This window comes from Sediminispirochaeta smaragdinae DSM 11293, assembly GCF_000143985.1.
Taxonomy (GTDB): Bacteria; Spirochaetota; Spirochaetia; order DSM-16054; family Sediminispirochaetaceae; genus Sediminispirochaeta; species Sediminispirochaeta smaragdinae.
On record NC_014364.1, the window covers coordinates 721,237 to 733,508 of the forward strand.

A 12,272-nucleotide genomic window follows, 5' to 3' on the forward strand; every position below is an offset into this window, starting at 1 on the left:
GAATCCTTTTGTATGCGACAAGTGCCAACCCTTTCCGTAATCATCCCTGTTCACAATTCAGCTCATTCCTTACCCCGCTTATTCACTTCCTTACAGGATCAAACCCTCACATCCTTTGAAGCAATTTTCATTGATGATTTTTCTACGGATGCTTCATGGGATATGCTTTGTAACGTTTCTATGCGTGATACCCGTTTTCGCGTTCATCGTCTGCAGAAAAATCTTGGTGCCGGTTGTGCCAGAAATATGGGTATTGAGCTTGCCTCTGGTACGTTTATCCATTTCCTCGACAGCGACGATTGCTATGCCTCTTCAAACGCCCTGGAGCGTATGGCCGGCTACATCGAGAAAAGCCATGCCGAAGTTGCTGTTTTCAGATATAACATGATTAGCTCTGAACATGCCCCTTTCCGCCGATCTGTCAATGCATATGAACAAAAAGTCTGGAACTACCTCACTCAAACCGCTAAAGTCGATAATTCCTCGTACCACAACATAAAAGATACTCAATGCCTCCTTGCACTTCCCGCCTTCCCCTGGAACAAAATCTACACACGAGATTTCCTCCTTGCACACACCATCCGATTTTCTCAAACCATGCTGCATAATGACATATTCTTTACCTGGAAAAGCCTGCTGCTTGCTGAACGGATATCCTTCTGTTCCGAGCCCGTCGTGAACTATTATTACTCATATGCCAATGCAGCCCAGGCTTCGAACCAGAAAGATGCTCGACGGTTTGAACTGTTTGCCGTTTTTGATGAACTGGATACCTTTGTCCACACCATCACTACCGACCATTCATTCTCTCCCTGGCTTCTGCGATTTAAGATCGATACCTTCAGCTTCGGCTTGGGAAAGATCGGCACAAAGCAGCTTTCTTCCTTTTCGGCAGCAGTAAAACAGGCCTTATCCGGAATATCGAAAGCAAGCTGGAAAGAGCTAAAACATCTGCCTCTTACAGGACCCGTCGATCGCTGTAAACACTTTCTTATTCGCTTCCTGCCTCTTTTTTATGCCCATACCTTACGCCTTCTAAAGAAAATCATTGCCATCATGCGGTAAAAACGGCACTTTTATATACTTATATTGTGTTGGTATTCAATTACCAATTATCTACCACCAAAAGTAATTGATACCCCTCTCCATACGCAAGAAACGCTTCTGCTTACAGGGCAACCGTTACCTACATGAATCTCTATTTCAAATATTGATACCACACCCGATCGATCAGGAACGCGGCGGATACACCCCTTCTGTACAGATGCAGTACCGCATACCCGGAACCGGTTCTTTTCCCTTTAAATCGGGAAGAGCAAAGGTTGTGCGGCCGTCACCACCGTACTGTGTTCCGACAAGGCTAAACAAGGCTTCATTGTCCACTATCTGCAGCATCTGGCCTTCACACGGCAACCACTGCCGTGGCTCATAGTTGAAGGCAAACAATAGAATCTGTCCGATAAAACCATCCATATCTTTTTAACTCCTTTACTGCATAAGTGTATACCGGATGCATGAAAGCATAAAGCTTTTTGTCCGCAACGATTGACGTTCTCTTCCCATCGCCGTACAGTAAGCATGTTATTCCGTTACAAGCATCTGTTGGTTATAGACAGGTGTCGGTAATGGCGGCTGATGGAGATTAGTGGGATACCCGCGCAAAATGTGTATGAAACAACTGTATAAAAGTCCGGCTACGGTGAATTCCATAAAAACTAATCGCTTTGTCGCATACCCTTCTTCCTGTCTATATTCGTCTTGATGGAAAGATGATAACAGCAAGGCTGTTATCAGAGCGCCTGGAGGTTTTATTATGGAGTACATAACCGACGTTATGGTCATTGAGGGAAAACATGCCACCATTTCTGCTCCGGCAGGCTATGTAACAATACCCCTTGATGTGAACAAAGGGGCAGGTGGTAGGTTTATCTACATCTGTTACAAAAAGGGAACGGGGCAAGAGCGGATAATCGATCTGAAGGTTGCTACAGCCTCTTCTTATTTTACCAAGGATTTTGCGACCGAAGCGGGATATACGTCGACAAATATTGATTTGAATGATGGTGCAGGCGGAGAGTACATTTATCTTTACTACAAAAAGGGAACAAAAGGTGAATATGATACCGACGGCATAACCGATATGCTGCTTGTTACCGGTAAGAATGCTTTCGCCCCGGCAGGCTATGACAGGCTTTCCGTAGATCTCAACCGTGGCGCAGGTGGCAAATATATCTATCTTTGTTACCGGTATTACCAGCAGATGCCGTCTGCCGATCTGCGTAACTGGATGGGGCAGGTAGACGATAACAGGTCGATTGCGAATATCAGCATTCCGGGTAGCCATGACTCCGCCATGTGGCTTACCAATATGGAGAGCACTGCAAATATCCTGGATAGTGCTGCACAAACGCAATATCTCAACCTGGAAAATCAGTTTGATGTCGGCGTTCGCAGTTTCGACCTGCGGGTGTACTGGTCGGACTCCCTGGATGCAACGGCATTAGCCCACAGTACGAATATAAAGGTTGGATACGCAGGATCGTATAGCAACATCCTGTTCCAGGATGCCTTTCAGCGCCTGGTGAATAAGCTTAAGGAACATCCTACGGAATTCATCATCATGCTCATTTCCGTGGAACAGGACATGAGCGCATCCCAGGCGGGAAAGTACAAAAAAGAAGTGGATGCCATATTGAAAACCTATCGCGACTATATCTTTATCGACAAGGGTGAAGAGCATATGGATCGAAGCAATAGCGATCTTCTCCCCATCCTCAGGGAGATCAGGGGAAAGATCTTTATTGTCTCTGATGCCGTCGACAAGGGGAGTCTCAGCGGCGGATATGATAACGATCCCTGGCGTGTTCGATATAAACGTGATGGAACGAGAATCGAGTACCATAAGGGTGATTCCCAACATGAAAAGTGTATTACAATGGAGAAAACCTTTTGTGAGCCCTATAACGGCGGTGGCAAGACTCGATTCGATCAGTTTACATCGGCAATTCAGGCACGAAATACCTATACCGAGGGGAAAATGGGACGCTTTGGGGCGAATAAGGATTGGAATCCTCCAAAGCATAACAACAGCAATACGCCCCGCCAATGGTCCCTCGAGACCAATCCGCAAATTCTCAAGTATCTTCAGGAGCATTCCGAATTGACACGTGCCGCTCTTGTCGCCTTTGATTTTATCGGATTCAAGGAATCGAAAAACCTTGCCCAGGAAATAGTAAAGGTCAATCCCAAACTCAGAGCGTATCAATTCTCCGACAGGCTTCCCGACACAGAGCAGGTACGGAACCTTCGTTACAAGGGTAACACCCTGTATCCCGGACAATCCCTGCGGCAAGGGGAATATTTGGCAAGCCTTAATCGAAAATTCATAGCTGCCATGAAAGGTGACGGCAATTTTGTCGTTTACAATTCAGAGCGGTCGCTCTGGTCAAGCAATACCGCTTTATGTCAACATAGATTACGCGCTCTTTGAAATATTTTGTGAAGATTTTTTGCCTTCGGTAGAGGATTGTCCTTCATAGTTTTTACCAGGATTCAGAACCACCACATTAGATGGCGTCCACTTCCTGACGGATCGCTTTCCCCATCGTTCAGCATGAGAGTTTCGAGCAGCTTCCATCGTGGCGTTTCTCCGCTTGAACAGCTCGGAATCCTTGCCGGTTCTTTTCTCATTGGGGGTGATGTATCCGAGCGCTGAATGCAGATGGTGATAATTATACCAGTCGATGAAATCGGCCATCCAATTACGGGCATGATCTATGTTTCTGAATCTTCCCGGATAACCGGTGGTGTATTTCAGGGTTTTGAAAAAACTTTCGATAAACGGATTATCGTTGCTGACCCTCGGACGGCTGAATGAATATCGCACTCCAAGCATGTACAGCAGGGCAAGTAATGAGAGGCCCTTCATCGGAGATCCGTTGTCGGAATGCAGATGCACCCCTTTCAGGTTCATTCGAGTGGAAAGCCGATGAAAAAGATCTCTGGCCAGAGCTGCATCTTCACGTTCATGGATCTCCCAGCCGACGATTGATTTGTCGTAGATATCTATGATCACATAGGCAAACAGGAATATCCCTCTGACTGCTGTTGGTAACCAGGTAATGTCCCAGCTCCATACCTGATTCGGCGCGGTTGCAACAAGCTCAGGCGGATTGCTCACATTCCGTTGAGGCTTTGTATTCTCACGATGGTGGAGCTTGTTTTCTTCTTTCAGGATACGGTACAAGGTACTCTCAGAGGCGTAATAAAAGCCCTCCTGAGCAAGAATTGGAACGATCTGGTTCGGTGTCATATCTTTGAACCGTTCGCTGTTGCATGCCTCCAGAATCTGCTGTCTTTCCTGTTCGCTCAGCTTTCTGGGAACTTTTTTGGAAGCACCTTTGCGCCTATCGGTGGTACCGTGATTTTTCCAGTTCTCCAGCGTTTTCGCCGAGATGCCGATCATCCGGCAGCATTCCTTTTTGCGAGCTCCAGCCTGCACTACATCGTGTACCGCTGAGAGCACCTGCTCTCTGGTGTGCTGAGCTATCAGTCGTCCTCGTTTTCCTCCAAGATCCGGTGGAGTTTTTTTTCAGTGCAATCAAAGCGGCCATTTCGGCTAACGCCTTATCTTTTCGGTTCAGTTCTTTTTCGAGCTGCTGTATTTTTTCTTCGCGTCTTTCAGTTCCTGCTTGTGCTGTGTGTCTTTTTCAGTCACGGTCTCTCTCAACTCCTGCTGCCATAATTGCAGATGCTCTGAGTGAAGACCTTTCTCGCGGATCCATCCGCCAAGCTGCTCTTCCGGGACCCCGGCCGCTTCAAGTACAAGCTGAAACTTTTCTCTGTTGCCCAGAGCGGCAGGTCCTAACTCTGCATCCAGGTTCAGTATACCGTTATTTACCTGCTCTATCCAGTTTCGGATGGTCTGATCGTTTATGCCGTATTCCAGGGCTACCTCACGGATACTCCGCTTCTCAGGGGGTAAGACTTTTTTCAAGACTGATTCTTTGATGGCTCTGCTGTACCTCATACTGTCTCCATAGTTCTGTTCTCTGATGAAGAAATTAAATTCTCACATCAGGCGTAATCTATGTTGACACAGGGGGATACCGCCCATAATACCAACGCCGTTGTTGCATTTGCCGACGGGGTATGCAAGATTACCGGCAATCCCGGGTGGCAAAGCACGGGCAGTGGGGCTGTCGTTCTCATGATGCAGGATGACGGTCACCTTGTTACATATAATTCGGCTGGTCACGCATTGTGGACAAGCGGAACCGCCGATGTCGATCCCCTGCGCAGTAAGCCCTTTTCGTTCTCCTATACTACATACAATGGGACATACAGAATCGAAAGTGAGAATCAACTGTTTTTGGACGTCAAAGGCGGCAGCAAAGACAATAAGGTTCCATTGATACTGTATCCTCAAAAAGACGTAAACAATCAGAAATTCGTTTTTCAGCAGCTATCGGACGGCAGCCATCTTATCACGGCCCTTCACAGCGGAAAGGCCATCGACGTAAGCGGAGGTTCCGACAATGATGGAGCCGCCGTGATCCAGTATTCGTATCACGATCTTGCCAGCAATCAGTGGTGGTTCGTGCTGCCAGCCGCCAGAGATGGATATGTCAAGCTTGTCTGCAACCATTCGGAAAAATGTCTCGATGTACCCGGTGCTCATTTCTCCAGTGAAACAAATTTGCAGCAGCATCGCGACAATGGAACCCGGGCCCAAATGTTTAAACTGATTGCAGTATAAGAAACACCTTTGGCGACCGCATCCGGGCGATGGATGCGCTACACCCATCCCGTGTTAGCTGAAGTTGTGTGGCTCAAAGCTGTAATTACAGGGCGTAATTACAGCTTTCTTTTCTAAAATGTCTCACGAGCCTCCTTCATGATCTCAAGTATTTCTTTGGTTGTTATGTTGCTCTTAATCCCGGGAACATCAAACGGTGATTTACTTTCATTTTTAGTAAGTGGTACTATCTTAAACTTGGTCCCATCTTTCTTTGCTATTACAACATCTTCTTCTGTTGCCATATTCAATATTGAGGCAAAATTCTGTCTTGCTTCTGAATAACTAAATACTCTCATTTAAACCTCCAATAAATGGATTCCTAAATCACTTGCGACTTCTTTCATCCTATTATCTAAACTCATCAAACTACACTTAAATCGTTTTGCTATCTCTAAATAATAAGCATCATAAGCATAAATACCATAATCAGCAGCTATCGCTAACGATGTTTGTACATTAACATTTATCAATCGAATTGGTATTTGTTGAAAAATTGAATAACACTCTATTATTTGATTTTTATCTAACCTATTCCTTTTATACATAGCAGATAGTGCATTTCCTATTTCAAACGGTAATACGGCTGGAGAAATCAAATCATCTGCTTGAGTTATTTCAATAATCTTAATTTTTTCAGGTTCATTAAGAATTACAGCTAAATATATATTTGCATCTACCAATATACCCATATGTACAATGTACAATACATTCTATTATTAATCAATCTTTTTTCTCGTAACCGAGCCATGGACGGCGAGGCTTCTTTGAGTCCTCTCTTATACATCGCCTTACGCTCGAGGAGAAACAGTAAGCGGAACCTCCTTTTGACAACCTCGACCGGAAGAAGGTAATTCTCCCGGCAGCTTTTCCACTTACCTTCCTTCTCAGGAACAACACAATGAAGATGAGGAAGTATATTAAGTTTCTGGTCCCAGGTGGCAAATGCTGATCCGCTCTACCAATCTTCTCTATTTCCATTCTTCAAAATATTCTCTTGGTGTCACTATTATTTCATTATCCGGAAACTGCCTTTTATTTCCTGTTATCAGATATTCCTTCATTTCTTATAAAATCAAATAATGGATCTGTTATATTTCGATGTAGTCCAAATTTTTTTCGATTAAGAACTTCGCGGTATTCTTCCAGGATCCTGTTATCAAATAATAACGTTAACTTTTCATGTAAGATCAAATTTATAATCTGTCCAGACACGCTTTTTGGATTTAATAAACCCGATATTATGACATTTGTATCAATTACTACATTCATCTATTACTTCTTTCTATATTCTTTTATTTCTTTTTCAATTTCTTCATTGCTCATCTCACTATTTCCATTTTTTAATGAAATTTCTTGTATTGCTCTCACGGCATTAATTGCCCGTGCTTTTCGGATAGCCTTCACTGTTTCTTCTAAATTTGTATCACTTAATGGTGTTAATAATGCTATTGGCTTTCCATTATTTGTTATTACCATTTCCTGTTCTTCCGGTAATTGCTTCCAAATCTGGGCAGGTGAGGTTCTTAAATCTCTTACGGTAATAAATTTCATAGCATTCTCCTGATGCAGGAATACTCAATTGTCACCTATATGTCAACAAGATTCACCTTTATCGTTCCGTATCTTGTACAGGCTACACTGTATGTATTCATGATATCGCTGAAGATCTTTGTCTGTTGTAAAAATACTCATGTTATTTCTACATGCTACCGCACATATCAGAAAATCAATATGGGATCCTTGAATCCCATTTTTCCGGCAGATATTTGAGAATTCTGCAGCTTTCTCATAATCCACACGCTTTATTTTCCAGAGTTTTTATCCCTGAGTGGTAGTACGGCAGCAATGATACCATGCGACTCGACAAAAGATTATTCATCAAATACAATAATGTCATGATTGTAAGAGAGATCTATGCAGAAAAAATCATGGAAGATCTTTCGACATTGAACCTCAAAAAAGTCCTGCTATTCGGGTCTTATGCCATGAACAAGCAAACTGAAGATAGTGATATTGATTTACTCGTTGTATTAGATGAAAATTACCTTCCTGAAACAGATGATGACTGGTTAGAAACTAAGATGCGAGTTCGTCGATTGTTGCGAGGAATAAATGATGATGTCGGAATCGATTTACTTACTGCGCAAAAATTAGTGCTTTAATACAGCGTATAAAAGAATGAATGCCAAGATTGATTATCCTGATTATCATTGGACGAAGTTAAAGAAATAAGATTTCGAAGCGCTTTATTTGTAAAGTAGAGATTATAGAGGGTAGCATAAAGTTTCTATTGATTTGCATGCCATAATATGCTATATTGCATGCAAGGAGTAATTATGCCTACGCTACAGGTTAGAGATCTCCCTGAAGATATCTATATCAAGCTGAATTTAGTTGCAAATCAGGAAAATCGAAGTCTCGCACAGCAAACGATTGTTTTGCTGCGTGAGAGTCTTGGATTGCCAAATAACAATAAACTTCGGCGCGAAGCAGTTATAGAGAAGCTCTCTGAGAAAGGGTACCCAAACGAGACACATGTAAATCCAGTAGATGTAATACGCGAAGATCGAGATCGATGATTGTTGTCTTGGATCCATCTGCGGCCGTAGAAATTCTCTTAAAAAGAAACAATTCTACTATTCTTCAAAGGCTGCTCATTGAAGCTGAAACAGTTATCAGTCCTGATCTTTACATTGCAGAAATTTCAAATGTTGCTTGGAAATACTATAAACTTGCAAATATTCTCATGAGCAAACGATCTCTCTGGCTGAAGATGGGATCAATCTGATTGATACCTTTATCCCAACAAATGAACTTTGGAAAGAATCATTGAGAGAAGCAATCAATAATGATCATCCTGTATATGATTGTTTGTACGCAGTTTGTGCGAGAAGAACCGATGGTGTATTGCTGACAATGGATGAACGCTTAAAAGCCTTATCAAAGGAATTAAAAATAGATATTCGTTAGCGATGAAGCGTAGCTTATAAAACTGTATAATGAAAAATGTTCTTTATCATTTCTTTCTTTACAGTTCTATAGATATAATAGTCTGAGTCTATTGTGATTATTTCCTTTATATTCTTTTTTTCTGATAATACTACTAAAGAGGCATCTGCCACATCCATTGGAACATCTGAATATTTTCTTGACAATTCACTTATTCTTGAAATGTCTTTATTATCTATATCTTCTAATATAATTCCGCCTATATTGACCCACGTTAAGAAATCTATTTGTGTTTGAACACTAAAATCAAGCATATGTGAGACTTCTGTTACTACTGGCCAGGTGCTCAATAATATGCCTTTATATTCTTTCATGAAATCTTTGATTTTTTTATGATATGTATCATTTTTATTAAATAGGGCAATGATTGGGCCTGCATCAATGAGAGTACTTTTCATGTAGTTTGCCTTTTAGTTTCATTTTGTAATTGGTTGATAGATTTTCATCGCTTCCATTGCGCCCAAAAAGGTCTTCACCCAATTCATACGGCGTTTTACCTTGTATTACTAAATGTATTACATTTTGTGTACATTGCTAACTTTTATGAACATGAAGAACCGATATATTATTTTGACGTTAATCTACTAACATCTCTTGCAGTATATTTTTTACAAGTACTATTTCTTTTTTATTGATCTTACCAATTCTCTTAATTAGTCTTTTCCTATCAACAGTTCTTATCTGATCTAATACTATCCAACCATTTTTCTTTTCAAATACAATGGGAACACGCGTCGGAAAGGGATGCGATTTTGTTGTCATAGGGGCTACTATGATTGTCGGGATTGATTCATTCATCTCATTGGGAGAAATTATCAAACAAGGCCTTGTTTTTTTTATTTCATGTCCTACTGCAGGGGCCAAATTTATCAAATATACTTCATATTGGGCTATTACCACTCCCATGTAAAATCATCCTGCTCATCTACATTCTCTATGAGTAAGGTATCATCTCCCTCATTGTTCATCTCCATAAACTTTTCCGACCAACCTTCTCTTGGTTTTCTTTGAATTGGTCTAATCAGTAGTTCTTTATTATGGACTTCCAGCTCTACTTTCTCCTCAATATGCAGCTGTTGTAAAATACTCTTTGGAATCCGTATGCCTTTTGAATTTCCTATAGGAACAACTGAAACTAACATAGTACACCTCTAAGATGTAATTATATAGTAATTACTTTGCATCGTCAATCAACTGCATCACACCTTTTGCGTGGTTTCCCTGATGATGAGTTCGGTATTCAAATACATGCTACTGATAGGAAGCTGCTCGTTGCATATCCGTTTTATCAGCATTTCGCAACTGTGAAATCCCAGTTGGAATTTAGGCTGATTAACCGTGGTGATGGAGGGAGTGCACATGAAGGAAAGGTCGATATTATCAAAACCAACCACGGCAATGTCCTGAGGGACCGACAGACCGGATTTCCTCCCTGCATTGATCACGGCCGCGGCATAGACGTCGCTGCTGGTAAAAAAGGCATCGGGACGGTTCGAGGTGTTGAGCAACTGGAAAGCTGCAGAGACAGCCATGTCATAACTAATTTCCTGTAATTGAAGAATAAGGCTGGAATCCCGTTCGAAGTTTGCTTCATCAAGGGCCGCCAGATATCCTTTTAGGCGGTCCTGAGCGTATTTATACTGAAGGGGACCATTGATAAAAGCAATACGTTTTCTTCCAAGAGAAATGAGGTATTCCACAGCATTTTTGGCGGCAGTTACATCATCGATCGTAACAAAGGGGATATCAAGGGATGGAATACATTCACAGCATTGAACCAAAGGAATGGTGTTGTTTAGTTTAAGCAGGGCGGAACGGGGCATGCAGTTCGTAGCGATGACCCCTGCCGCATCGGTTTTTTTTAGAAGAGAAAGAAAGTCATTTATCGAAGGCTCGTCGATCGGATCAGCATTAAGCAGCATATTGTAGCCGTTTCTAAGGGCTGCGGCTTTTGCTCCCTGGATGATGGGGCTGTAAAACGGATTGTCCATTGAGGGAATATTGAAAAGGATCAGATTATTGTTCTTTGAGGGAAGTACCTCAAGGGCCGAAGTATCATAGCCGAGTTCTTTCATTGCATCGATCACGGCTTTTCTGGTTTCGTCCTTTACGTTTGAGGAGTTATTCATTACCCGGGAGATGGTCGCAATAGAAATCCCTGAACGTCTGGCAATTTCTGAATAGGTGATTTTCTTCGTCTCTTTAGCCATGGTTACATCCCTTTCGGAATATAGAATAAACTGAAATAGCGTCCGAGTACAATACAAGTCTGAAAATCAATGAAAAAATTTCATAGAGAAAGATCTATATGGAAATATTACATGGATATATCCTGATTATATGGGTGTTTCATAGAGTTTTACGAAAAAGTTTGACAGTTTTTCAGAATGGTTTATACTGAAAAACAGGCAGGATACGAAAAAGTCCTGTCATCAGGAGGTTATATGAAAAAAACACTGACGATTCTTGCCGCCCTGTTGCTTGTAAGCAGCTTTGTCTTTGCCAACGGTGCACAGGAAACAGCTGAAAAGAAACAGATGATGGGGGTTGTGACCCCCAGTGCGGATCATGGATTCACTGCAGAATCCATTCGTCACTGTGAAGCCCAAGTCAAGGCCCTTTCCCAAAAATATGGTTTTGATTATCACTTCATGACTGCTGCAGAATCAGGAGAACAGAGTAATGCTGTCGAAACCATTCTTGTAATGAAACCCGATGTCATGGTCCTTTGGCCTGTGAATGGTGATGAACTGCGCAGTGCGGCACAGTCTGTTATGGATGCCGGGGTTCCTTTGATTGTCTATGACCGTTTTATCACCGGCTTAACCCCCGATGCTGAAATTTCCGGTGACAATATTGCCATTGGAGAAAAAGCCGGCCGCTATTTCAACGACTATTTCAAAGAAGATCTTGCGAATGGACAAGTAAATTATCTTGAGTTTAAGGGCGACAGTTCAACTGTGCCGATGGAAAGGACCAATGGATTTCTCTCCACCGCAAGTGGAAACTTCAACCTTGTCCAATCCTTCGTTACCAACTGGAGTCAGCAGACTGCAATGGAACAGATGGAAAACTTCCTTAATACAAAGAGTAAGGACGAAATCGAATCCGTTAAGGCCATATTTACCCATGATGATGAGATCGTATTTGGTATTGTTGAAGCATTGAAGAACTATCACGGCAATGCCAAGATAAACATTCGCCTGGTCAATGGTGTTTCCGCCGGAGAGGGTTTTATGGACCTGTTTGAGAATTCCGGTCTGGAAGGTATCGATTTTGTGACATATACCTTTTCTCCCTCCATGGTCCGGGATGCTGTCGATCTTGGTCTGAAAGTCCTTCAGGGGGAAACACTTGAGAAGAGTTACAAGATTCCCACCGACATGGTAGATAAGACCAATTACAAAACGTATATGGAAAGTGATCTCTATAAAACCCGCTACGGCCTCTAATACGCGAGGAA

The 12,272-nt window shown here is 42.3% G+C and carries 19 protein-coding genes and 1 pseudogene; 7 read left to right on the top strand and 13 right to left on the bottom strand.

What is annotated here, in order from left to right; translation table 11 throughout:
• Nucleotides 1-12 precede the first annotated feature (12 nt).
• Nucleotides 13-1,065 (top strand): glycosyltransferase family 2 protein, encoded by a 1,053-nt coding sequence (locus tag SPIRS_RS03480; protein WP_013253290.1) that lies wholly within the window; start codon nucleotides 13-15, stop codon nucleotides 1,063-1,065.
• Nucleotides 1,066-1,230: 165 nt separating this feature from the next.
• Here the strand turns inward: SPIRS_RS03480 and SPIRS_RS03485 are convergent, their stop codons facing one another.
• Nucleotides 1,231-1,473 carry a phage tail protein gene (locus tag SPIRS_RS03485; protein ID WP_013253291.1) on the bottom strand — a complete coding sequence of 81 codons (243 nt, stop codon included), beginning with the start codon at nucleotides 1,471-1,473 and terminating at the stop codon, nucleotides 1,231-1,233.
• A 340-nt stretch (nucleotides 1,474-1,813) separates the two neighbouring features.
• On the opposite strand from SPIRS_RS03485, the gene SPIRS_RS03490 reads away from it, so the two are divergent.
• Nucleotides 1,814-3,490 (top strand): PI-PLC domain-containing protein, encoded by a 1,677-nt coding sequence (locus SPIRS_RS03490; protein ID WP_013253292.1) that lies wholly within the window; start codon nucleotides 1,814-1,816, stop codon nucleotides 3,488-3,490.
• Here SPIRS_RS03490 and SPIRS_RS03495 read toward each other — a convergent pair.
• Together SPIRS_RS03495 and SPIRS_RS03500 are read right to left on the bottom strand one after the other, a co-directional pair.
• The gene (locus tag SPIRS_RS03495) at nucleotides 3,476-4,525 is read right to left on the bottom strand and encodes an IS3 family transposase (RefSeq protein WP_013253293.1); all 1,050 of its coding nucleotides are present in this window, start codon (nucleotides 4,523-4,525) and stop codon (nucleotides 3,476-3,478) included. The two genes, SPIRS_RS03490 and SPIRS_RS03495, sit on opposite strands and share 15 nt — an antisense overlap.
• Nucleotides 4,526-4,639: 114 nt before the next feature.
• Nucleotides 4,640-5,029 carry a transposase gene (locus tag SPIRS_RS03500; protein WP_216086404.1) on the bottom strand — a complete coding sequence of 130 codons (390 nt, stop codon included), beginning with the start codon at nucleotides 5,027-5,029 and terminating at the stop codon, nucleotides 4,640-4,642.
• Nucleotides 5,030-5,089: 60 nt separating this feature from the next.
• Here SPIRS_RS03500 and SPIRS_RS03505 point away from each other — a divergent pair, with 60 nt between their 5' ends.
• Entirely contained in the window at nucleotides 5,090-5,758 is a 669-nt protein-coding gene (locus tag SPIRS_RS03505; protein ID WP_013253294.1) for an RICIN domain-containing protein, read from the top strand.
• A gap of 113 nt (nucleotides 5,759-5,871) precedes the next feature.
• Here SPIRS_RS03505 and SPIRS_RS03510 read toward each other — a convergent pair whose 3' ends face one another.
• From SPIRS_RS03510 to SPIRS_RS22860, 6 genes and pseudogenes are all read right to left on the bottom strand, one after another.
• Entirely contained in the window at nucleotides 5,872-6,096 is a 225-nt protein-coding gene (locus tag SPIRS_RS03510) for a type II toxin-antitoxin system Phd/YefM family antitoxin (RefSeq protein ID WP_013253295.1), read from the bottom strand.
• On the bottom strand, nucleotides 6,097-6,489 hold the full coding sequence (locus SPIRS_RS03515; protein WP_013253296.1) for a type II toxin-antitoxin system VapC family toxin: 393 nt from the start codon (nucleotides 6,487-6,489) through the stop codon (nucleotides 6,097-6,099). It lies immediately after the preceding gene.
• A pseudogene (locus SPIRS_RS22850) lies at nucleotides 6,474-6,731 on the bottom strand (transposase); the annotation flags it as partial. The gene SPIRS_RS03515 and the pseudogene SPIRS_RS22850, both read right to left, overlap by 16 nt.
• Before the next feature lie 101 nt (nucleotides 6,732-6,832).
• Complete coding sequence (locus tag SPIRS_RS22855; RefSeq protein ID WP_049784581.1) at nucleotides 6,833-7,069, bottom strand: putative toxin-antitoxin system toxin component, PIN family; 237 nt, start codon at nucleotides 7,067-7,069, stop codon at nucleotides 6,833-6,835.
• Between the two features lie 3 nt (nucleotides 7,070-7,072).
• Nucleotides 7,073-7,351: a type II toxin-antitoxin system Phd/YefM family antitoxin gene (locus tag SPIRS_RS03525; RefSeq protein ID WP_013253297.1), complete on the bottom strand. Its 279-nt coding sequence runs from the start codon at nucleotides 7,349-7,351 to the stop codon at nucleotides 7,073-7,075.
• A 42-nt stretch (nucleotides 7,352-7,393) separates the two neighbouring features.
• Complete coding sequence (locus SPIRS_RS22860; protein WP_407635910.1) at nucleotides 7,394-7,597, bottom strand: PIN domain-containing protein; 204 nt, start codon at nucleotides 7,595-7,597, stop codon at nucleotides 7,394-7,396.
• Nucleotides 7,598-7,653: 56 nt separating this feature from the next.
• Here SPIRS_RS22860 and SPIRS_RS03535 point away from each other — a divergent pair, with 56 nt between their 5' ends.
• The 3 genes from SPIRS_RS03535 (at nucleotide 7,654) to SPIRS_RS22080 (ending at nucleotide 8,588) form a co-directional block, all read left to right on the top strand.
• The gene (locus SPIRS_RS03535; RefSeq protein ID WP_013253298.1) at nucleotides 7,654-7,962 is read left to right on the top strand and encodes a nucleotidyltransferase family protein; all 309 of its coding nucleotides are present in this window, start codon (nucleotides 7,654-7,656) and stop codon (nucleotides 7,960-7,962) included.
• Nucleotides 7,963-8,136: 174 nt separating this feature from the next.
• Complete coding sequence (locus SPIRS_RS03540) at nucleotides 8,137-8,379, top strand: hypothetical protein (protein ID WP_013253299.1); 243 nt, start codon at nucleotides 8,137-8,139, stop codon at nucleotides 8,377-8,379.
• A complete protein-coding gene (locus SPIRS_RS22080; RefSeq protein ID WP_049784582.1) occupies nucleotides 8,376-8,588 on the top strand; it encodes a PIN domain-containing protein in 213 nt (70 codons plus the stop codon). Before SPIRS_RS03540 ends, SPIRS_RS22080 begins: the two co-directional genes overlap by 4 nt.
• Nucleotides 8,589-8,784: 196 nt before the next feature.
• Here the strand turns inward: SPIRS_RS22080 and SPIRS_RS03550 are convergent, their stop codons facing one another.
• The 4 genes from SPIRS_RS03550 to SPIRS_RS03565 form a co-directional block, all read right to left on the bottom strand.
• Nucleotides 8,785-9,207: a type II toxin-antitoxin system VapC family toxin gene (locus SPIRS_RS03550; protein WP_013253300.1), complete on the bottom strand. Its 423-nt coding sequence runs from the start codon at nucleotides 9,205-9,207 to the stop codon at nucleotides 8,785-8,787.
• Nucleotides 9,208-9,385: 178 nt separating this feature from the next.
• Nucleotides 9,386-9,715, bottom strand: a complete 330-nt coding sequence (locus SPIRS_RS03555) for a type II toxin-antitoxin system PemK/MazF family toxin (RefSeq protein ID WP_013253301.1) — start codon at nucleotides 9,713-9,715, stop codon at nucleotides 9,386-9,388.
• Nucleotides 9,703-9,951 carry an AbrB/MazE/SpoVT family DNA-binding domain-containing protein gene (locus tag SPIRS_RS03560; RefSeq protein WP_013253302.1) on the bottom strand — a complete coding sequence of 83 codons (249 nt, stop codon included), beginning with the start codon at nucleotides 9,949-9,951 and terminating at the stop codon, nucleotides 9,703-9,705. The genes SPIRS_RS03555 and SPIRS_RS03560 overlap by 13 nt, the downstream gene beginning before the upstream one ends.
• Before the next feature lie 57 nt (nucleotides 9,952-10,008).
• Nucleotides 10,009-11,019, bottom strand: a complete 1,011-nt coding sequence (locus SPIRS_RS03565; protein ID WP_013253303.1) for a LacI family DNA-binding transcriptional regulator — start codon at nucleotides 11,017-11,019, stop codon at nucleotides 10,009-10,011.
• Between the two features lie 234 nt (nucleotides 11,020-11,253).
• Here SPIRS_RS03565 and SPIRS_RS03570 point away from each other — a divergent pair, with 234 nt between their 5' ends.
• Nucleotides 11,254-12,261: a substrate-binding domain-containing protein gene (locus SPIRS_RS03570; protein WP_013253304.1), complete on the top strand. Its 1,008-nt coding sequence runs from the start codon at nucleotides 11,254-11,256 to the stop codon at nucleotides 12,259-12,261.
• Nucleotides 12,262-12,272: the final 11 nt, after the last annotated feature.

Excerpts from the sequence above, each read along its gene's own strand:
- SPIRS_RS03480 (WP_013253290.1), top strand. The coding sequence starts at position 13 with ATGCGACAAGTGCCAACCCTTTCCGTAATCATCCCTGTTCACAATTCA.
- SPIRS_RS03485 (WP_013253291.1), bottom strand. The coding sequence starts at position 1,473 with ATGGATGGTTTTATCGGACAGATTCTATTGTTTGCCTTCAACTATGAG.
- SPIRS_RS03490 (WP_013253292.1), top strand. The coding sequence starts at position 1,814 with ATGGAGTACATAACCGACGTTATGGTCATTGAGGGAAAACATGCCACC.
- SPIRS_RS03500 (WP_216086404.1), bottom strand. The coding sequence starts at position 5,029 with ATGAGGTACAGCAGAGCCATCAAAGAATCAGTCTTGAAAAAAGTCTTA.
- SPIRS_RS03505 (WP_013253294.1), top strand. The coding sequence starts at position 5,090 with ATGTTGACACAGGGGGATACCGCCCATAATACCAACGCCGTTGTTGCA.
- SPIRS_RS03510 (WP_013253295.1), bottom strand. The coding sequence starts at position 6,096 with ATGAGAGTATTTAGTTATTCAGAAGCAAGACAGAATTTTGCCTCAATA.
- SPIRS_RS03515 (WP_013253296.1), bottom strand. The coding sequence starts at position 6,489 with ATGGGTATATTGGTAGATGCAAATATATATTTAGCTGTAATTCTTAAT.
- SPIRS_RS22855 (WP_049784581.1), bottom strand. The coding sequence starts at position 7,069 with ATGAATGTAGTAATTGATACAAATGTCATAATATCGGGTTTATTAAAT.
- SPIRS_RS03525 (WP_013253297.1), bottom strand. The coding sequence starts at position 7,351 with ATGAAATTTATTACCGTAAGAGATTTAAGAACCTCACCTGCCCAGATT.
- SPIRS_RS03535 (WP_013253298.1), top strand. The coding sequence starts at position 7,654 with ATGCGACTCGACAAAAGATTATTCATCAAATACAATAATGTCATGATT.
- SPIRS_RS03540 (WP_013253299.1), top strand. The coding sequence starts at position 8,137 with ATGCCTACGCTACAGGTTAGAGATCTCCCTGAAGATATCTATATCAAG.
- SPIRS_RS22080 (WP_049784582.1), top strand. The coding sequence starts at position 8,376 with ATGATTGTTGTCTTGGATCCATCTGCGGCCGTAGAAATTCTCTTAAAA.
- SPIRS_RS03550 (WP_013253300.1), bottom strand. The coding sequence starts at position 9,207 with ATGAAAAGTACTCTCATTGATGCAGGCCCAATCATTGCCCTATTTAAT.
- SPIRS_RS03555 (WP_013253301.1), bottom strand. The coding sequence starts at position 9,715 with ATGGGAGTGGTAATAGCCCAATATGAAGTATATTTGATAAATTTGGCC.
- SPIRS_RS03560 (WP_013253302.1), bottom strand. The coding sequence starts at position 9,951 with ATGTTAGTTTCAGTTGTTCCTATAGGAAATTCAAAAGGCATACGGATT.
- SPIRS_RS03565 (WP_013253303.1), bottom strand. The coding sequence starts at position 11,019 with ATGGCTAAAGAGACGAAGAAAATCACCTATTCAGAAATTGCCAGACGT.
- SPIRS_RS03570 (WP_013253304.1), top strand. The coding sequence starts at position 11,254 with ATGAAAAAAACACTGACGATTCTTGCCGCCCTGTTGCTTGTAAGCAGC.